The following is a 19904-nucleotide window of genomic DNA, read 5'->3' on the forward strand; positions in this document are numbered from 1 at the left end:
AAACAATTATGAAACTTTTAAATACAGAAATAAAAAATAAGGTATTAACATCCATGGCAGATATTTTAGATCGCAAACGCGATGCTATTATAGAAGCCAATAAAAAAGACTTAGAAGCTTTTAAAAAGGAAGACCAGGCGCTTTTTGATCGCCTCATTGTAAACAGTAAAAAGGTTGACGAAATGATAGAAGCCGTAAACTCGGTAAGACTTCAAGACGATCCTGTTGGTCAGGAAATTTCTAATACAACCTTAAAAAATGGACTTAATATAGTGAATACTACTGCCCCATTCGGCACCATTCTTATTATCTATGAATCGCGACCAGATGTTACCATTGAAGCCGCTGTATTGGCATTTAAGGCCAATAATAAAATCTTACTAAAAGGTGGTAAAGAAGCTTATAACAGTAATATTATTTTAGAGCAATGCTGGCACGAAGCTTTAACTAAAAACGGACTTTCAAAAGATTGGATTAAGCTATTACATTTAAAACGAGAAGAAACCCAAGAGTTTTTGAAAAATCCAACCGAACCGTTAGATTTAATTGTGCCAAGAGGTGGTGAGCGTCTTATTGAGTTCGTTAAAACGCATGCAAGTTGTGCAGTACTCGTTAGTGGCAGAGGAAACAATTTTTTATATGTCTCAGAAAAAGCAGATTGGAGCAAAGCTGTTAATGTTATTATTAATGCCAAAACCGATAAAATTTCGGGATGTAACGCTCTAGATAAGGTGCTTATTAATAAAAACATTCCAGAATATGAGACAAAATTAAAAATGCTGCAGCAAAAATTAGAACAATATAACGTTGAGATTATTGCTGATAAAAGTGTTTCAAACGTAATAGAAGACGCTAAAGAGATATCTAAAAAAAGTGTTTGGTTTGAAGAGTTCTTGGCTTTAAAGCTCCTCATCGCCGCAGTTAATAACATTGACGAGGCAACAGATATGATTAACAAATATTCAGGAAAACATTCTGCAGCCATAATAACAGAAGATAAAAATGAGGCTTTAACATTTATGAACAACGTTGATAGTGCAGCCGTTTACCATAACGCGTCTACTCGATTTACCGATGGCGGACAGATGGGTGTTGGTGCCGAACTTGCAATAAGTACAGACAAATTACACCATAGAGGGCCGTTGGGACTAAAGCAGTTGGTAACTAATAAATATTATATTTTTGGCGATGGACAAGTAAGAGTATAGCGTAATTAAACCGCTTAAACACGTTTGTAATTTGGAATTTTCATTTCTAATTATTATATTTTGTGTTATGATTTCAGAAGACAAAAAAAAATACAGCGAAGAATTGAGTAACTCCATAAGCTATTTAGAAAACTTAGGATACAATAACATTAAAGCAGATTTAGAGGGCTATGAAACGCCCAAATCGTATCACAAAAGAGGTAGCGATATAGATATAACGCCAGATATTGTTGCTGAAAAAGAAGGTAGAAAGCATATTTTTGATTTAAGTCTAAAGTCTGAAAGACCTAAACTATTAAAATCAAAATGGTTATTTCTAAACACCCTCAGTCAACTCAAGTCTTATCGCTTTAGATTAATTACAACACGAGGACACTACAAATTTACTAATGACACTATGGATGCCATCCATCTCGATACCGTAAAATTGCTAAAAATTTAATTTTTTTTCCAAACGCTGTAACATTTTGATGCTTATTTACGTATAATAAAAGCAACAACAATGTTGTATAATTGCACAAACCATAAAAAGTAAATGAGACAGCTCAAAATCACCAAGCAGGTTACTAACAGAGAAACCGCTTCATTAGACAAATACCTACAAGAAATTGGTAAAGTCGATTTAATTACAGCAGATGAGGAAGTAGAATTAGCACAGCGCATTAAAGCAGGTGACCAAGTTGCTTTAGAAAAATTAACCAAGGCAAACCTACGCTTCGTTGTATCTGTAGCAAAGCAATACCAAAACCAAGGATTAACATTACCAGACTTAATTAACGAAGGAAATTTAGGTCTAATTAAAGCCGCACAGCGTTTTGATGAAACACGTGGTTTTAAGTTTATATCTTATGCCGTATGGTGGATTCGTCAGTCCATATTACAAGCATTAGCAGAGCAATCTCGTATTGTGCGTTTACCGCTCAATAAGATTGGTTCAATAAATAAAATTAATAAGACATTTGCCTTTTTAGAGCAAAGTCATGAGCGTCCACCATCAGCTGAAGAAATCGCAAAAGAATTAGACATGACTATTAACGATGTTAAGGAGTCCATGAAAAATTCTGGTCGTCACGTAAGTATGGATGCACCACTTGTAGAGGGTGAGGACTCTAACCTTTACGATGTATTACGTAGTGGTGAGTCGCCAAATCCTGATAAAGATTTATTGCACGAATCTTTAAGAACCGAGATTGAGCGCGCGCTAGAAACCCTTACTCCACGAGAAGCTGATGTGATTCGATTGTATTTTGGACTTGGTAATCAACACCCAATGACTCTAGAAGAAATTGGTGAGACTTTCGATTTAACTCGTGAGCGTGTTAGACAAATTAAAGAAAAAGCAATTCGCAGATTAAAACATACGTCTAGAAGTAAAATATTAAAAACCTATTTAGGCTAACCTCGACTAGGCTCAGTTACCAATACTATAAAACAAAATATAATTTGGTCATTGAGCGAAGCCGAAATAACAGCAAAAAAACTTATTTAGATTAACTCTTGTAACAGAGTGCTTTAAGTATTATTATTCAAAATAATTATAAAAGTATTTAGAGTTAAAATGAAATATTGGCTTAATTAGATGTGTTTTTTTGTATATTTAAAAACAAACTAATAAAGGTAACAACAGTTACAAAACATAACTGTTCGTTTTTTGATTGATGAAAGAACCCACGGCTGATTACCGTGGGTTCACTTTTGTATAAGCCCATGCCTAAATCCTTTCTTGTTAATTATAGACTTTTATTTGCAATTAAAAACACTAAAGCGTTCATTAACTATCTTTAACATTTTAAGTACATTTGCACTGTAATTTATAAAATGACTTAAAAAAATGGCTTCAAAATTAATAGCACCTTCTATGTTAGCCGCAGATTTTGGCAACTTACAACGCGATACAGAAATGGTAAACAATAGCGATGCCGACTGGTTTCATATAGATGTTATGGACGGTCATTTTGTACCAAATATTTCTTATGGTATGCCAGTAATAGCGGCTATAAAAAAGCATGCAACAAAAACATTAGATGTACATTTAATGATAGAAAAACCTGAACGCTATATTGAAGAATTTGCTAAAGTGGGAGCAGATATTATTACGGTACATTATGAATCCACCGTTCATCTGCACAGAACATTACGACAAATAAAAGATGCTGGTTGCAAAGCAGGTGTTGTGCTTAACATTACAACACCCATACACGTTTTAGAAGATATTTTACCAGAATGCTACATGGTATTATTAATGTCTATTAATCCTGGTTTTGGAGGCCAAAAATTTGAAGACGTGACCTATCAGCGAATCAAGAAACTTCGCGACTTAATAGATAAGCAAGGACTAGATACCCGAATTGAAATAGATGGTGGTGTTACGGATAAAAATATTGAAAAATTGGTAGACGCTGGCGCAGACACTTTCGTTGCTGGAAGTCATGTTTTTAAAAGTGACGATCCTATGGCAACAATTAAAAATTTAAAGACACTTGCCAATTTATAAAAAGCGCCTTATAGGCGCTTTTCTCTTTTTTTACAACTGTTCTAAAAGATAATTTATTAAATCTGTAGTGGTAACAATACCTACAAGGTTTCCGTTATCCACAATGGGCAAAGCATGAAATTCTTTTTCTGCCAATATTTTAGCAACGTCTTTTATAGTGGCAGTTGGTGAGACTGTTACTACATTTTTAACCATAACTTGATCAATTGTAAACATATTGTATACAAGGGTGTCTACTTCTTCTTCTGTGTCATAGACTGCATCGGCAAAACTGATGCGTAGCAAATCAGAGTAGCTAAGCATACCTATAATAACTTCGCCATTTACCACAGGAATATGTCTTATTTTATGTCTCTTAAAAAGTATTTCGGCAGTTTCTAGATCATCGTCTCGGTTAAGCGCAATGATGTTTGTACTCATTATTTCAGAAATTGGCGGTATATATCTCATAACTATTAGGTTTATATTTCACTATTAAAAGTAATGTATAAAACCGATAGAAATTATGATAAATATCATGTAAGAAACTGAAACTAAGACAGTCTAGCGCCTACATATTGTCCGTCTTACCGTAACCATAACTATAACCATAATTATAGCCATAGCCTTGAGACTTACTTGCTCCAACACTATTAATAACATAGGCCATATTCTTTAACTTACCGCTATCTGATAGATCTTTAGAGAATTTTAATAAGTTTTTCTCGGTGTAATTGGCCCTAGCAATATAGATCGTAGCATCTGCTAATTGCGAAATTAACATGGTATCAGTCACTAAAATCGTTGGTGCTGTATCTACAACAACATAGTCGTATACTTCTCGCGCTTCTTCGATTAGTTTTTTAAAGCGTCCGTTGGTTAGTAAGTGTGCAGGATTAGGAGGAATGCTTCCTGAAAGTATAATATTATGGTTTGGATGCTTTTCAAAACCTTTAATTAAAGCATTTTTCCAATCGTAATTAACATCATGAAGATAATTTGATAAGCCTGGTTTTTGTTTATCCTCGCTAATATGTGTGTGTATCTGAGGGTTTCTTAAGTCGGCACCTATAAGCAATACTCTTTTATTGATGCTAGAAAGTGCTAAAGATAAATTTAGGCTTACATATGTTTTTCCCTCTCCTTTAATTGTACTTGTACAATAGATAACTTTACCTTTTTCACCGTCTTTAACAGGTAAAATATAATCTACATTAGAACTTAGAATTCTAAAGGATTCTGCAAGCGGAGAGCGATCATTAGGATCGTTAAAAATAAGATCTTTTTTCTTCTTTAAATCGGGTATTTCACCAATAACCGGAATTTTAGAAGTAACCTCGACGATATCTTCTTTGCTGTGTAATTTAGTATCTAGCATAAAAATGAGATATAACACTCCAAAAGGTATCAAAACGCCGGCTAGTAGAGCACCTGCATAGACTATGGTTGGTTTTGGTGATATTGGTTTTATGCTAGAAAGTGCTCTTTCAACTTCTTTTATAGATGGTTCTGTAATGGCTAAATTTATGGCAGCCTCCTCACGTTTTTGAAGTAATAGAAGGTAAAGACTCTCCTTTATTTTCTGCTGTCGATCAATAGCCTTAAATAATCGTTCTTGTTCAGGTATTTGAGATACTCTTCCTGCTAATTGTCTATTTTTTCTTTTTAATTGGTTTAAAGACGCCTTAACTTGGGCTGAGTATGTTCTTAGAGATTTATCTATACTAGATTTTAAATTTTGTACCTCACTAATAGCAAGTTGCACCATTGGGTTATTATCGCCACCACTGCTTATTAACTTATCTCGGTTTATAACCGCAGTGTTATATTCTGAAATGAGTTGGTTTATACTTACATTCTCTATACCAATATTAGCTGGCAATAAGGCAGATTCAGAATCACTAATTAGAGAGTTAACTAATAAATTAGAAAGCTCGAGCTGGTTTTCTAAAGCAAATACTTCTTCTTCTGATTTTGTTCGTTGTTGAAGCCCAAGCTCTGCATCTGTTTGGATATCTACGATGTTATTATCTTGTTTAAAACCTTGTCTATCGATTTCTATAGAGTCTAACTCTTTGGCTAAAAATTCAAATCTAGCATCTATAAAGTCTAAGGTGCGTTCAGAAACTAACTGTCTGTCTTTTATTCCATCTTTATCAAAAACCTCCATTAAGGTATTTAAAATGTTTTCTGACAGTACTTTACTTTCTCCTTTAATAGAGAGTTTTAATAAATCGCTTTGTTCACCAATGGCCTCAACGACTATTTTACTTTTTAAAGCTAAGGTCGCATCCTTTACAGTTTTAAAGATAATATTGTATGACGTATCTATAATATCAGCCAAAGGAATCTGATTATTTAACTTTAGATTAAAAGGTAATCTATGGTTTTGAGCAAAGGTGGAATGCTCATTAAAGTTAAAGACTTTATCTGTATCTAAATTAGTAATTTGAAATCCCTTATCGGTTATTACCAGTTTATAAGACATGGTATTTGCCACACTATCGGCTTGTATTATCTGACTATAATCTAGCGGTAAAGATTCTATTTGTTTTGTTTGAATTGTACCTTCCTCGTAAAAGACCGTATTTAAGTTTAGCGCTCTAACCACTTTCTCCATGATAAGGAAAGAACTTATTATTTCAATTTCGTTTTCGAGATTAATATTAGTGCGCTTAAATACAAAGGCAGATGTTGGCAACTCTAGGCCTTCGGATTCATCTAAAATTTTCACCTTAGAATAGGTCTCAAAAATACGTGGCGCATATCGTAAATATATGTAGGCACTTAATAATGAAACCACCACAGCAATAACAAACCATGGCCAATAGGTTAAGTATTGTCTCACTAATTGCTTTACATCAATTTTATCCTCTTCACCAAAAAAACTACTATTCAACTGATTATCCATACCTTATCTTGTTAGTAAAATTGTAACACTAAGGGCTAATGACGCAATTGTTAAGATAGTACCTACATTACCTACAAAACCTGCACTTTTCACCTTTGGATTATTAGGACTTACTATTATATTGTCATTGGGTTTTATAAAATAAAATTCACTGTTCATAAATGAAGCCGAAGTTAAGTCTATGTGAGATATTTTACGCACACCATCTACTTCCCTTGTGATTAAAATATCATCTCGTTTACCATTAATGGTTAGATCTCCTGCATAACCTAAAGCTTGTAATATAGTAATGTTTTGTTCGGTAAAGCTGTAGGTGCCAGGCTTATTAACCTCACCTAAAATAGTAACCTTAGCGTTTATAAGTCTTACGTTTACAGTTGGATCTAAAAGATGACCTCCAGAGATTAGGCGATCTTTTATTTCTGCTTCTAACGCCTTAGTGGTTTTGTTTGCTGTTGAAATTTCGCCTAAAACCGGAAACTTTATGGTATTATCTACCGAAACTAAGTAACCATCTAATTGAAGTACTTGAAGATTTTGAGGTTGTGCACCTATAGCTCTAGATTTATTGTAAGGTATTGCTGCTTCTGGTATAGTACTTTCAACAGTTATTTTTAATATGTCATTAGGTTGAATGTTTGCAGATTCATAGTTTACTTCGCTATTGTTTTGCTCTATTGCATCTTGCATGTAGAGTATTTCTTTTTTTGAAGCACAAGAGCTTAAAACAATTAATACGAATAGACTTAAAATTCTTTTTTTCATTAAAAACTTATATAATTACAAGTGTAGCAAATATAACCGCATTTAGAGGACTAACAAAAGCTAATGTAATATAAAAAAATAAGCTTCATACTGCGCTCAATTATTAGCTGACTTCTTAATGAGAAATGGCAACGTATAAAGCGTAGAACCATACAGTAGTAAAAAAATAATTTGTGTATTAAGATTAAGGTGTAGTAAATTAAAGGCAATACCTATTATAATTACATTGATGGTACAAATTAAAATGGTTGTCATTAAATGGCTATAGCCCCTTTTTATAAATCTATGGTGAATATGATTTTTATCTGCTTTAAAGGGACTCGTTTTATGAATTACTATCCTTATAAAAAATATTCTTAGGGTATCTATTAGAGGGTAGAATAATAAGGCAAATGCTAGAGCTGGCGACGCTTTAAAATATGCAGAATCTTTATCTAATTGCGCTATATTTATAAAACTAATGGTGAAAAAAGCTAATAAAAATCCTACTATCATTGAGCCCGTATCACCCATAAAAATTTTATTTTTCTGAGAGAAATTAAGCCGTAAAAAGGCTAAAAGGCATCCACAAAGCGCAATAGCTATCGTTGCCAAACTCAATTCATTAGAATTTACAAAGAGATGCACAAAAATACCACTAATGCTTAATGCTATAGTTCCTGCAAGTCCATCTACGCCATCAATTAAGTTGTATGCGTTAATAATAAGAATATAAACAAAAAGGGTAAAGCCTACCGATATCCAATATGGCAACACATCGATATCTAAAATTTTTGAAAATCCAATTATCCTAGTATCTGTAAACACAATAAGCAGACCAGCCGCAAGTAATTGCCCCATAAACTTCTTCCTTGCAGAGAGTACAGTTAAATCATCTTTAAGTCCTAAAAAGAAGAGCATCGTGAGACCTCCCATTACCAAAAGTAAAACCTTGGTATTTAAAAAGGCCCCTACAATAGTCATTACAACAATGAGTCCTACAAAAATACCAATGCCACCAAGGGTTGGTGTTTTATCAGAATGCACACTTCTACTATCTGGTTCATCCATTAAATGCTTTTCTTTTGCTACATATAATATGGTTGGAAATGTTTGATAAGCAATAAAGAATGCTAACAAAAATGCTGCTGTTAGCCAGATGGCTATATTATTTTCGGGAGTAAAGTTCTCCAACAATGTTTCAATCATATGGTTGATTTTAAAACATCTTAGGGGATCAGAAATATACAACTTTCTAAACGAAGTCTAAGATGTTTAGACAAAAATCTACAAATTATTTCTTAGCAAAATTTAGGATATGTGCTACTATTCTTTCAGCGGTTTTACCATCCCATAGCGGAATTGTTTTGTAATCTTTCCATTCTCCATTAAAAAGTTTTTCTAAGTAAGGTTTAATAGCCTGCGGATTAGTTCCTACCAACTCATTAGTCCCTAAGGTTATCGTTTCTGGTCGCTCAGTATTATCACGAAGCGTCATACAAGGTACGTTCATAACTGATGTTTCTTCTGTAATACCACCTGAATCTGTAATGACTGCTTTAGCGTTTTCTACTAAGTAATTAAATTCTAAATAGCTTAAAGGTGCCACCATATGCAATCTAGGATGTGACACTTTTAAATGCTCTAGGATCTTAGCTGTTCTTGGATGCACAGGAAAAATTAATGGTAAGTCTTTAGTATTCCCAACAATCTCTTCTATCATAGCCTTTAACTGACCCTCTTCATCGACGTTTGCTGGTCTGTGAAGCGTCATTACGATATACGATTTTGGCTTGAGACCTAATTTACCATAGACCTCTGGTGCTTTAAAGTTTGGTCTATGTTTTAAAAGGGTATCTATCATTGTATTTCCTACGTAAAATATTTGGTTAGCTTTAACACCACTCTTTAAGAGGTTTTGATTTGCTAATTCTGAAGTCGTAAAAAAATAGTTGGTAATACTATCAGTAACTAATCTGTTAATCTCTTCTGGCATTGTCCAGTCATAAGAGCGAATACCTGCCTCTACATGGGCCACCTTAGTATGCAGTTTTTGCGCTACTAAAGCACAAGCCATTGTTGATGTTACATCACCAACCACCAAAACCAAATCTGCAGGATTTGTCATTAATTCCTTTTCAAAACTTACTAAAATTGCTGCTGTTTGCTCAGCTTGTGTGCCGCCACTGCACTCTAAGTTAATATGTGGTTCTGGGATGCTAAGCTGTTCAAAAAAGCTGCCAGACATATTTTTATCGTAGTGCTGACCAGTGTGTACTAATCTATAGTCTATTGCTTTGCCATTCTGTTTAGCATTTTTTATAGCATGAATTATGGGTGCAATTTTCATAAAGTTTGGCCTTGCACCTGCTATTATTGTAATATGATACATGATAGTTTTGGGTTGATTGGTTTTATTACAGCTATACTACTGATGCTACAAATTTATGTTTTTTTAATAACTCTGTTACCATGAACTAAAGTCTTTAAATTCCAACTTTTAGGATTTGTAAGAAAAAACTACAGCTGACCCGAATATGACCCGAATATGACCCGAGTTAGACCCGAGTTAGACCCGACGGAGCTCCTCAATGAGGTATTGCTGAGTTACATTATAAAATTTTGGTACAAACTTATGATATTACTTAATTTCTAATATTTCCCTAACATTAAATTTGCTAAAAAACGCACCAGATGTATTTGACGCTTTATTCTTGATGGCTGGTTAATGAGCCTGTATGCCCATTCTAGATTGTTTTTTACCCACCATTTTGGGGCACGTTTTACATGACCTGTATAGACATCAAAACTTCCTCCTAAGCCTTGATATACGGCTTGATGTTTTTGCTGTATGCGTTCCATGAGTAGTTCTTGCTTTGGTGAGCCCATAGCTACAAAGACAACATCTGGCTGGTGTTTAACGATATCTTGAATAAGCGCTTTTTCTTGAACTTCATTCTTTATGTAGCCATTTCTGTAGTTACATATGTTAATGCCCTTAAAGTTTTCTTTTAGCTTTGCAACGGTTTGATCTATAACTTCTTGTTTCCCACCTACCAAATAAAACGTCTTTGTTTTATGGTGTTTTGCTACAATATCTAGCCAAAGTTCGCATCCTGGGATTTTAACGACCTCTTTATGTCCTTTTTTATGTAATGCCCAAACAGCACCTATACCATCTGGATAGCCTAAGTTTCGGTTAATAATAGCGCGACTTTGATCTGTAGCATGTAGAATCTTTTCTGCATTTACTGCCACCAATATTTTATGATGCTCAAAAGCGTAGTCTATAAGTTGATCTCTAGATTTTGGCGCGTAAGTAATGACGTTATTTAGGGCTTGAAACTGCATAGTTATTTGTTTATTTCTAAATAATAATGTGCCATAGCATTGAACATAAAGGCATTACTCCATCGCATATATGAAATTTTTGAACTCAATCCTTGCCTGTATTGGTAATAAAAGAAGCCTTTTTTAGACTGCATATTTTCTATCGTCCAGTTTAGTGTACGCTCTAATAATTCTAAATGTTTTGTAAAGGTGTTCAATTTTGAGGCTGTTACTATAACTTGTGCTGGGCAATGGATATCTATAGGATAGGTTTTATCGTGATAATATTTTGGTTTGCCGTCTGCTTCAAAAAAGTGTTCTGTGTAATAGTCCCAACCTTTATCTATGTATTTTTGAAATGCGGTATCGTCTGTATTTTGCTGATAGGTTTCTAAGGCATCTAAATTAAAACCCGTATGAAAACTGTCTTTCCAAGATTGTACTGGTAATAATCCATAAATCCAAGAGCCATCGTCTTCTTGTAAATCGCAGGCCGCTACCACTGCTTTTTTTGCCATGTCTAAATACGTTTGCTTTTTTTTGTATTTGTAGGCATAGCTTAAAATTTTTGCTCCTAATAACGAGGCATTGATTACCGTATTGTTACCGTCTTTGATACTGTAAGAAAAGATGTGTCCAGTACCGTGTTCGGTTCTGGATAAATCTTGCAATACAAATTCTGCTGATGACAGGGCTGTATTTAGCACGTTTTCGTCTTGTGTTATTTTATAGCTTTCTATTAGTGCCTCTACGCAAAAGGCAGTGGCCACTACTGTTGGTGTATTTTTTTTGAATAGAAATAGTCGTCTTGCCTGCCAATCGAAGTTATAGCCCCAACATGCGCCTGCATAGCCTTCTACTTTCATGTCTAAAAGTAGTTGGGTTAGATACTTAATTTTCTCTACAAGTGTTTCTGAGGTTCCGAATTCGATTTTGCCTTGACTTGCTGCTTCGTAAAGCCTACAGTAGCCCAGAAGAAATAATGCTATCCCTTTTGAGTTGTGCTGCTTAGGCACCAGCAATAGTTTCCTAAGATTAATAGGACTACGCTTAAAGCCCTGTATCCAAGCCAATCTTGCTATGTCCCAATGTTTTAAAGGCAATGCTTGAAACACTTTAGAATTTAAACCATCATAAGGGTCCCAGCCTGCGAAGTTTTGGTCTTCGCAGTAGGATTTGAGGTTTTGGAAGCTATCATTAAATTTTATGGTTCTCAATACGTAATTGTTTTGATAGGTAGGATGATAAATCCTTTTAAGACCTCAAATTTAGGGTCTTTATTTTGAACTCTTATACAATTCGTTACAATTTAATTTCGCCTGTTCCTTAATGAACTTGGGAACCCAATTTGGCGCTTTAATATAGATGTTCATTTTTTGCTTGACCAGGACCCTTCGACTGCGCTCAGGGCAGGCTTCCCAAAAAACTCAAGACTGCCGATGTTCTCGCTAAACATTATGCTCGCTTCGGCATAAAAATAAAGGGCATTGGAAGTATTTTAGATTTGAACTCCCCAATGCTCTTTTTGTTTCCTAGATTAGGATTAGTCTCCAACGATTTTTATTTAACCCATTGCTTCACTGCATGTTTTACGCTCAATCCTCGGAGGTCAACTAAAAAAATTGTAGTTTTTGCATTGGTTCTCGATACATCCCGACGCAAACGGTCGGGACACTCGAACTGACGTTAATTATACATCGACTTGTTCTCCACCACGCTTTATAGATTCTAATACTTTAAATGACGCTTTTGTTACTGCTACTATATCTTTAAAGGGGATTGGTGCCTGACCCTCTTTAAGTAAACCATCAACAAAAGCTTCTACCATTTCCTTTTGACCTTTATTCTGATTAAGGATCTTTTTCTTTTTTGGCTTCCCTTTTCCGTAAATTTTTAACTCTTTAAAATCGCTCAATGTTGCAGACATACCCGCTGAGAATACCTCAACATACTCTTTGGTCATTGCTTTAGGTCCATTAGCGTAATACCCAATAACACCTGAAGACCCATTTTCAAATTGAATTAAAATATTTAGCGTATCATTTAACTGATTGGCGTCTGGTAATGCTGATGCCGTAATCTTTGTTGGCAAACTTCCGTTGAGATATGTTAAGTAGTCTATAAAATGGCAGGCTTCTCCTAGAATTCTACCACCACCTATTTCGGCATCTTGTATCCATGTATCTTTTGGTATAGCACCTGCATTAACTCTGTAGATCATGGTCATTGGGTTATTACCAACTGCTTTTTTAAGTTTCTTGGTTAAAGGCGAAAAGCGTCTATTAAAGCCAACCATTACTGCTTTTTTACTTGTTGCTTGTGCTTCAATAATTTGCTCTAATTCTGACTCTAGCAAGCACAACGGTTTTTCTACAAACACATTTTTATTGGCTTGCAGGCTTTTTAAAACATAAGGCCCATGCGAATCGTGACGCGTCGCCACAAAAACTGTATTGGTTTTATCGTCTAAAACATCGGCTTCTTCTGTAGCACAAAATTGAAACTTAAACTTTTCTGCGACACGCTTTGATGTTGTCCCTGTATTTGTTAATACACCTACTCTACCGACTTCTGAAGTTTCTGGAATATTTGGCAATAAATTGCCCTGGGCATAACTCCCAGCGCCAATAAAAGATATATTAACCTTTCCGAGCTTAGTAGCAGCTGATGTTGCTATTTTAGCTTTAGAAATGTCCTTAGATGTATCGTATTTTAGAGCAATACCTGTGAACGGTTCTGATTTAGACACTACCAAATCGAAAGCATCCTTGGCATTATCGAAATCAAACTCATGTGTGGTTAAGTAGCCAATATTAATACGACCAGTTGCTATTAAACTCTGAAAGGCCTCCATGTTTCGTTTTTCTGTCCAACGCACGTAAGGCAATGGGTAGTCTATACCTTTTTCTTCATAATTAAGATCATAGCGCCCTGGCCCATAAGAACATGCCATTTTTAATTCTAACTCTTTACGATACCAATACGGATCGCGATCGAACCCTGTTGGCACAGCACCCAGAACCACTACTTTACCTTTTTTGCGCGCCATAGCACCAGCAAAATTAATTGGATCTACACTTGAGGTTGCCGCAGCTATAATCACCGCATCAGCTCCATGACCTTTTGTAGCATTTAAGATTTGCTCTTCAACTCCAGCTGCATGTCGCGTTAATCCTAAATCAACAACGTTATTTTCTACAGCTTGATTAACCGCAGCTTCTGACACGTCTACACCAATCACCGTAACACCAGATGCTTTGAGGATTAATGCAGCTAGCTGACCCAATAGACCTAAGCCGATGACCACACAAGATTCTCCTAATCTTAAATCTGCCTGACGCACTCCTTGCATAGAAATAGCACCCAATGTATTGTAGGCTGCATCTTTAAGGTTGGCATCGTTTTCTAATTTTACACAAAGGTTTACCGGAACCGCTACAATTTCAGCATGGTTAGCGTATCCTGCGCCTGCACATGCTACCTTATCACCAATTTCAAACTCAGTGACTCCCTCACCAACCTCTATCACTTCACCAGCACAACTGTAACCTAACGGTGAATAGGCATCGAGCTTTTTCATCACTGCTCTATAGGTTTGTACGGGCCCTTGCTTTTTTAAGGTATCAATCACTTGTTTTACTTGTTGCGGGCGCTCTTTTGCTTTACCAATAAGACTTTTGCGAGCGGCTACCACCGTTGAGCCTTCTGTACCTGCGCTTATGATGGAATAATGGTTTTTTACAATGACCATGCCTTTGCCTAATTGCGGATAGGGTACGTCTTGTATCATCATATCTCCTGAGCCTAGTTTTTGTGTGAGTTGTTGCATTTAATTAAGTAAATCTGAATAAATCTCTGTAATCTGATTAAAAATTTGATGTGCCGAAAACCTTTTAATATCCTTAAGATTGTTTTGGCTTATCGTTTTTCTTAATTCTTTGTCTTTATAACAATGTAGTACTGCATTAACGATTTCGTCAACATTGCCAGGTGTAACCAAAAATCCATTTCTAGGTACCGTAATTACATCTGGTATGCCAGATATATTAGTTGAAATTATTGGCAATCCAAAATTCATTGCTTCTAAAATAGAGATTGGCATACCTTCTTTGTAAGATGGCAGTATAAAGGTATCGGATTTTTTATAAAGGTTGTCTTTATCTTCTCCAGAAACCCATCCTATATAATCTACACTTTGCGACAATTGATGCTCTGTAATGAATTTGTTGATGTATGCTTCTAATTCGCCTTTACCTGCAATGGTTAACTTAATACTTGAATAACTCCTGTCTTTAAGTTGTTTCATGGCCATTAATAGATCTTTTATTCCTTTAGATTCTATTAAAAACCCAACAAAGGCTAGAGTAAACTCATTATCGTTGTTTGCTATCTTATGGTCTTGATTAGATATGTTTTCAAGATTTATAGGGTTTGCTATTCTGACCACATGCTTTAAGTTATAGGCTTCCCTTAACTTATTTTCCCAATCTGTACATAATACAACAATCCTATCAGCTCTGTTAAATATAAAGTTAATATATCTTTTTAATCGTCTATTCTTTGTTAGAAAAAACCCATAAAAATCGCTAGAATGTAAATGCAATATTATTTTCCTACCAGTTATCTTACTTAACAGAAGAAATATAGATTTTCTAAAAAAACTGACTTTTGCAGAAGAATGTATATGTACAATTTTCACCTTCTTAAACAGTATAAAATACAGACACTGAAAGAATGCTTTGAACAAAATTAGAACTTCGAAAACCAGTGATTTGTCTTTATAATGATTGGTCTTAAGCAAAAACAATTTAAAAGGAAACTCTTTTGATTGATAAGCCTTGTAATGTGATTTTATTACACTAGCGATACCGCCATTACTAGTTAGGTCTGCACCAATTACTAAAATATTCTTACTCATTGAGTCTTTTAATTATTTTGAATGGTACACCAGCCACTATACAATTATCTGGCACATCTTTATTAACTACTGTATTTGCCGCAACAATTACATTATTACCTATAGTCACCCCTTTTAAAACAACAGCCTTATCAGCAATCCATACATTATTTCCTATTTGTATTTTATCTGTATCATACCCCTCTAAAACCAAATCATCTCCTTTAAAGTCATAATGATGATCATGATCTAAAACTGAGACAAACTGAGCAATGGTAACATTATTACCTATAGATATGTCACTAAAAGCAATAACTCTTGAATATTTATTTAAGTAAAAATTTTCACCAATTGTAAGATTTCCTTTTGCCTTTAATTCTGCATATTTAAACAGTCTGGCTTTACCATTTAAACTAATTTTACCTTGATCTTTAATACCAATAACAGCTCCTTTTTCTACAACAAAAGTTCGTTTGGTTTTAAGTTTATTACCGTACAGTAACTTTATAAACCAAAACTTCAATACACCAATGGAGTTAGAAAGGATACTAAATTTGTATGAAATGTTATTGAGCAAATTATTGTTTTTTATGTGCTAAAGGTTCTATTATTTTCTCAGTAAATAGCCTTGTTGCTTTGATGAGATTATATCTTAAACGATTGTATTTATAATCACTGTTTTCTTCTTTAAATTTAACAAGATCTTGTTCCAAATTACCCTTATACTTTTTTACAAATTCTGGGTACAATTGCGTCTTGGCCTCATTATATAATTTAATATCTAAGCTATTATTTGCTATTATTTTTTCTTGAACTTCAACTGACAGATCTATAAACTTTACTTTTTTCTCATTGAGAGAATCATTCTTTACTTCGTAGTTTGGTCTTATCTTTTTATTGAACACCAATTGATTGAGCAAAAGTAAGGATTCATCATAACTTTCAAACACGCCTATAAAATCATAATGATTTTTTAAATTGTATAATGCTATATCAATATCTTCACTACCAGCAACGCGCCTTGTTATACAATTATTGAACTTATCTTCATTGATAAAAGACTCTATCGTCCAATCGATACCTTTTTTATTGACTTGGTGGTTAAAATGAGACATGTATCTTGCTATAGGATCTCTTAAAAATGTAAAATATTTGATATTTTTATTTACGACATCTTCATAGTTTGCATAGGTTCTTGTCGTATGCCCACCAATGCCACTCAAAAAAGGGTAAAGTTTTATAATTCTTTTTAACTCTAAACTCGATAGATAATTATTGGGTTCATTAGACCAAAAATACCATGGCTTAAGCGATAAATATGTGGGCATATTATATTTAAGAGAATGACTAAAGGTTGTTCCTGCACATTTTTCGATATGGATAAAGCAATAAAAATCTTTCATAACAACATACTTAATTTCTAAAACCCCACAGTTGCTCCAAGTCTTTACCTGTGAGTGTCGCTGTTTCTATAACTTGAGGTCTAAACTTTTGTTCTAAAAGCTTTTGAGTGCTTTGACTTATCGTTGTTTCAATTTTTTTATCTCCTATATTTTTTTGCTCTAGTGCCTTACCCAACCTTTTTCTGTATCGGAGTGGTAATAACGGCTTTAAAATCTTTGTTAAACCAGATTTTCGCATCACATAATTATAGAACTTAGACTTCGGCTGTGCGCTTGCATTAAGATGTACATACTTGAATTGAAAGCCATTATCTATACCCAAAAAATCACACACCTCTTTCATAACGTTTAGCTGTTTTTGTTTATCTATAAGTTCTTCAAATAGTACAAAGTGGCAATTTTCCCTTCCAAACATGTTAATAAACGGTTGTATTTGCTCCGCATAATAACCATGCTTTAGGTAAGTATTATTAGATTGTTGCTCAAAGGTGTTTAACTCTCCTTTAAGTTCTGCCTCAATTGCTTGCTCAAAGGTGTTTTCTTCACGTAATGTTCTCTTAAAATAATTATATGCAGAAGTCGCTCTTTTTATTGGATTTCTTAGGCAAATAATGATCTTAATGTCTTTATTATAGTCTTGTATTCTTTGGCAAGCTTTGTTATGAAAATACATGTAATTAACTGCACCATGCAGCGCTATATCTGTATCTCCTTTTTTGTAAAAGGATTCTAAATGCTTAATTCCTTTTTTAAAGAAATCTTCATTAGTAAAAAAATGATAATCTTTTATTTCTTCTGGTGCAAGCACCTGAGGATGTTGCCCTAACCAATCGTATAGACTTGTAGTACCTGCTTTTTGCGCACCAATTAAGAATGTGTTAATTTTTTTCATTTAAGACGAAAAATAATCATTATACACCTTACTATAAAAAGGTTTGCATAGTTTTATGAGAAACTTTTCATCGGGCTTTAAATTATGTTTCCATTTCTCTACAGAGTGTTTGGAAATCCCTTTTGTTTGTTCTCTGTTATAACTCGATCCTTTTACTTTAATTTGTAACAGTGCGTCTGAATATGCTATTGATAAGAAATTACATAGTCTTTTTATTTCGCCCTCACTGTTACTTAATAAGTTCTCATATTTTATAATAATAGCGTCATTTGAGTTCGAATATTTTTTAAGGATTATACTATACCAAATCATCTGAATAAGCACGTATAGCATTATTGTTTTTCGGTTTACAAAATCACTTTTTAAAATCGGAAACTTAGATGAGCCTTTTATTTTAGTTTTCATAATTATTTCTGATGAACAAATTGCTCTGGGATCTCTCACTAAAAATATGATTTTAGAATTTGGATACCATCTTTTGAACTTTGATAAAAATGAAAAATGAAAAGGAAACTTAGCACCTATGATTTTCGCTTCTGATTTATTGATATTAGCTTTTTGAAACATCAATTCCTTAAAAACCGTTTTAGGTTCTTTTTTTTTCAGAATCGTATTAACATTATTAAGTTCTTCTGTAAACTGAATGAATTTTGGACTTATCTTTTTTAAGTCCTCTACAGCTGGGTGGTCGGTATTAGACAGGTATTTATATACACTTTTTGAATATGGGTTGTAAAATCCTAATTCTGGTGCTGTATATACCTCGAAGTGGTTATCTAGTATTTGTTTGGTCATTTTTGAACCTGACCTACTTAAGCCTAAAATTGTAAACGAATACTTCATGCTTTACTTAATCTATTACTTAGATATGGTATTATATGTTTTAAATACACAACACCCAACAAATATCCTAATGAGATGCTCAAGACAATACTATCTGTTCTGTTGGTACCAGAAAATAAGCCTCTTCCAAAGAATACGGTTAAACAAAATAACAGTAATGTATATAAGTAATTATCGTATTTTTTTAATCTTTTAATGTTTTTATAAAACCTTACCAATAGGTAAGACCACAAAGTAAGCCCTATTAATCCTAAATCTATGAGGTATTCTACAAAATCATTATGAGCAACGTGTCCTTCTATTTTTGGTGATGCATAAAAGCCAAATCCAAATATCTGATTAAACAAAGATGCATCTGCCCAAAAGAACAGCAAAGTTTTCCATATAACATCTCTGCCTGAGCCAACTGTACCACGTTTCTCATTTTCTATGTTTACCATTCTGTGCATTAAACTATCATAAGCACTCTCTACAAAGTAAAGTCCGGCCAACAGTAGAACCCCAATAAAAATGATGGCTCTCCAGTCTAATTTAAAATTTCTAAAAACTTTTCTGAAGTTTTTTGACGCATAGATAATTAAAATAACAAAAACTACCACGGCACCACGTTTACCAGAGAAAAGTGTTAATACTAGGCACATGGCAAACATCCAAAAATTTTGCTTTCTGTATCTGTGCATTAAAATTGGTAATAACATTAAAAAAATGTAGCCTGCTGAGGTATTTACAACCTCCACGCCTAATTTTACCTCTCTATTATTTAGTGCAATAACGACCTCCGTAATGCCGTTAAACATTAAAACGGCAATAAGCATTGTTAATGTCTTACCCACTAAATGTCTGTTTACAGTAGCATTATAGAAAAAATAGATTGTTGTTAAGATATATATTAGGATAATAGCAGACCTTACATTAACGCTTGCATACTCTGAAGGAAATCCTATAAGACTGAAAAAAAAATAGGCTACACCTGTGATAACAAAAAACAGCCAAACTTTAAGAAACCCAAAAAACTTCCATAACTTAGGTCGTTTTCCTAGGTAATAGACGTTATACACCAACATACCTATAAGTGAAGCTCCAGCCACTAGCTGAACAATTGGTCGCTCTGCTTTCTCTTCGCCTCTGATAAGTACATCTGCACCCAAATAACAGAGTACCAATATTAATGTTATGTAAAAGACTTGCTTCATTAACTTCAGC

The 19904-nt window shown here is 34.1% G+C and carries 18 protein-coding genes; 4 read left to right on the forward strand and 14 right to left on the reverse strand.

Annotation, left to right across the window (positions count from 1 at the left end):
• The first annotated feature begins 8 nt into the window (after nt 1–8).
• The 4 genes from BWZ20_RS06230 to rpe all read left to right on the forward strand — a co-directional run bounded on the left by BWZ20_RS06230 (nt 9) and on the right by rpe (nt 3702).
• The gene (locus BWZ20_RS06230) at nt 9–1208 is read left to right on the forward strand and encodes a glutamate-5-semialdehyde dehydrogenase (protein ID WP_076617804.1); all 1200 of its coding nucleotides are present in this window, start codon (nt 9–11) and stop codon (nt 1206–1208) included.
• 67 nt (nt 1209–1275) lie between these two features.
• A complete protein-coding gene (locus tag BWZ20_RS06235; RefSeq protein WP_076617807.1) occupies nt 1276–1650 on the forward strand; it encodes a hypothetical protein in 375 nt (124 codons plus the stop codon).
• Between the two features lie 93 nt (nt 1651–1743).
• Nucleotides 1744–2607, forward strand: coding sequence for an RNA polymerase sigma factor RpoD/SigA (locus BWZ20_RS06240; protein ID WP_040247666.1), 864 nt, complete (start codon nt 1744–1746; stop codon nt 2605–2607).
• 432 nt (nt 2608–3039) lie between these two features.
• Nucleotides 3040–3702 (forward strand): ribulose-phosphate 3-epimerase, encoded by a 663-nt coding sequence (rpe, locus tag BWZ20_RS06245; protein WP_076617809.1) that lies wholly within the window; start codon nt 3040–3042, stop codon nt 3700–3702.
• 30 nt (nt 3703–3732) lie between these two features.
• Here rpe and BWZ20_RS06250 read toward each other — a convergent pair whose 3' ends face one another.
• From BWZ20_RS06250 to BWZ20_RS06315, 14 genes are all read right to left on the reverse strand, one after another.
• Nucleotides 3733–4152, reverse strand: coding sequence for a CBS domain-containing protein (locus BWZ20_RS06250; RefSeq protein ID WP_076617812.1), 420 nt, complete (start codon nt 4150–4152; stop codon nt 3733–3735).
• 100 nt (nt 4153–4252) lie between these two features.
• The gene (locus BWZ20_RS06255; protein WP_076617815.1) at nt 4253–6592 is read right to left on the reverse strand and encodes a GumC family protein; all 2340 of its coding nucleotides are present in this window, start codon (nt 6590–6592) and stop codon (nt 4253–4255) included.
• A 3-nt stretch (nt 6593–6595) separates the two neighbouring features.
• Entirely contained in the window at nt 6596–7357 is a 762-nt protein-coding gene (locus BWZ20_RS06260) for a polysaccharide biosynthesis/export family protein (protein WP_076617817.1), read from the reverse strand.
• A 96-nt stretch (nt 7358–7453) separates the two neighbouring features.
• Nucleotides 7454–8545 carry an MraY family glycosyltransferase gene (locus tag BWZ20_RS06265; RefSeq protein WP_076617819.1) on the reverse strand — a complete coding sequence of 364 codons (1092 nt, stop codon included), beginning with the start codon at nt 8543–8545 and terminating at the stop codon, nt 7454–7456.
• An 85-nt stretch (nt 8546–8630) separates the two neighbouring features.
• Complete coding sequence (gene wecB, locus BWZ20_RS06270) at nt 8631–9728, reverse strand: non-hydrolyzing UDP-N-acetylglucosamine 2-epimerase (protein WP_076617822.1); 1098 nt, start codon at nt 9726–9728, stop codon at nt 8631–8633.
• Between the two features lie 260 nt (nt 9729–9988).
• The gene (locus BWZ20_RS06275) at nt 9989–10687 is read right to left on the reverse strand and encodes a WecB/TagA/CpsF family glycosyltransferase (RefSeq protein ID WP_076617825.1); all 699 of its coding nucleotides are present in this window, start codon (nt 10685–10687) and stop codon (nt 9989–9991) included.
• Between the two features lie 2 nt (nt 10688–10689).
• On the reverse strand, nt 10690–11883 hold the full coding sequence (locus BWZ20_RS06280) for a delta-aminolevulinic acid dehydratase (RefSeq protein ID WP_198034975.1): 1194 nt from the start codon (nt 11881–11883) through the stop codon (nt 10690–10692).
• 473 nt (nt 11884–12356) lie between these two features.
• Nucleotides 12357–14495, reverse strand: coding sequence for a bi-domain-containing oxidoreductase (locus BWZ20_RS06285; RefSeq protein WP_076617827.1), 2139 nt, complete (start codon nt 14493–14495; stop codon nt 12357–12359).
• The gene (locus BWZ20_RS06290) at nt 14496–15584 is read right to left on the reverse strand and encodes a glycosyltransferase family 4 protein (protein ID WP_076617830.1); all 1089 of its coding nucleotides are present in this window, start codon (nt 15582–15584) and stop codon (nt 14496–14498) included.
• The gene (locus BWZ20_RS06295) at nt 15577–16140 is read right to left on the reverse strand and encodes an acyltransferase (protein ID WP_076617832.1); all 564 of its coding nucleotides are present in this window, start codon (nt 16138–16140) and stop codon (nt 15577–15579) included. Before BWZ20_RS06295 ends, BWZ20_RS06290 begins: the two co-directional genes overlap by 8 nt.
• A gap of 1 nt (nt 16141) precedes the next feature.
• Complete coding sequence (locus BWZ20_RS06300; RefSeq protein WP_410529707.1) at nt 16142–16891, reverse strand: sulfotransferase family 2 domain-containing protein; 750 nt, start codon at nt 16889–16891, stop codon at nt 16142–16144.
• Between the two features lie 85 nt (nt 16892–16976).
• Complete coding sequence (locus BWZ20_RS06305) at nt 16977–17858, reverse strand: sulfotransferase domain-containing protein (protein ID WP_076617837.1); 882 nt, start codon at nt 17856–17858, stop codon at nt 16977–16979.
• Nucleotides 17859–18701, reverse strand: a complete 843-nt coding sequence (locus tag BWZ20_RS06310; RefSeq protein ID WP_083677167.1) for a sulfotransferase family protein — start codon at nt 18699–18701, stop codon at nt 17859–17861.
• The gene (locus BWZ20_RS06315; protein ID WP_083677168.1) at nt 18698–19894 is read right to left on the reverse strand and encodes an O-antigen ligase family protein; all 1197 of its coding nucleotides are present in this window, start codon (nt 19892–19894) and stop codon (nt 18698–18700) included. The genes BWZ20_RS06310 and BWZ20_RS06315 overlap by 4 nt, the downstream gene beginning before the upstream one ends.
• Between the last annotated feature and the right edge of the window lie 10 nt (nt 19895–19904).

This window comes from Winogradskyella sp. J14-2, from assembly GCF_001971725.1.
GTDB lineage: Bacteria > Bacteroidota > Bacteroidia > Flavobacteriales > Flavobacteriaceae > Winogradskyella.

Coding starts and splice junctions, on each gene's coding strand:
- BWZ20_RS06305 (WP_076617837.1), bottom strand. CDS start 17,858: ATGAAAAAAATTAACACATTCTTAATTGGTGCGCAAAAAGCAGGTACT.
- BWZ20_RS06275 (WP_076617825.1), bottom strand. CDS start 10,687: ATGCAGTTTCAAGCCCTAAATAACGTCATTACTTACGCGCCAAAATCT.
- BWZ20_RS06250 (WP_076617812.1), bottom strand. CDS start 4,152: ATGAGATATATACCGCCAATTTCTGAAATAATGAGTACAAACATCATT.
- BWZ20_RS06230 (WP_076617804.1), top strand. CDS start 9: ATGAAACTTTTAAATACAGAAATAAAAAATAAGGTATTAACATCCATG.
- rpe (WP_076617809.1), top strand. CDS start 3,040: ATGGCTTCAAAATTAATAGCACCTTCTATGTTAGCCGCAGATTTTGGC.
- BWZ20_RS06300 (WP_410529707.1), bottom strand. CDS start 16,891: ATGCCCACATATTTATCGCTTAAGCCATGGTATTTTTGGTCTAATGAA.
- BWZ20_RS06240 (WP_040247666.1), top strand. CDS start 1,744: ATGAGACAGCTCAAAATCACCAAGCAGGTTACTAACAGAGAAACCGCT.
- BWZ20_RS06285 (WP_076617827.1), bottom strand. CDS start 14,495: ATGCAACAACTCACACAAAAACTAGGCTCAGGAGATATGATGATACAA.
- BWZ20_RS06235 (WP_076617807.1), top strand. CDS start 1,276: ATGATTTCAGAAGACAAAAAAAAATACAGCGAAGAATTGAGTAACTCC.
- BWZ20_RS06260 (WP_076617817.1), bottom strand. CDS start 7,357: ATGAAAAAAAGAATTTTAAGTCTATTCGTATTAATTGTTTTAAGCTCT.
- BWZ20_RS06315 (WP_083677168.1), bottom strand. CDS start 19,894: ATGAAGCAAGTCTTTTACATAACATTAATATTGGTACTCTGTTATTTG.
- BWZ20_RS06265 (WP_076617819.1), bottom strand. CDS start 8,545: ATGATTGAAACATTGTTGGAGAACTTTACTCCCGAAAATAATATAGCC.
- BWZ20_RS06255 (WP_076617815.1), bottom strand. CDS start 6,592: ATGGATAATCAGTTGAATAGTAGTTTTTTTGGTGAAGAGGATAAAATT.
- BWZ20_RS06310 (WP_083677167.1), bottom strand. CDS start 18,701: ATGAAGTATTCGTTTACAATTTTAGGCTTAAGTAGGTCAGGTTCAAAA.
- BWZ20_RS06290 (WP_076617830.1), bottom strand. CDS start 15,584: ATGAGTAAGAATATTTTAGTAATTGGTGCAGACCTAACTAGTAATGGC.
- wecB (WP_076617822.1), bottom strand. CDS start 9,728: ATGTATCATATTACAATAATAGCAGGTGCAAGGCCAAACTTTATGAAA.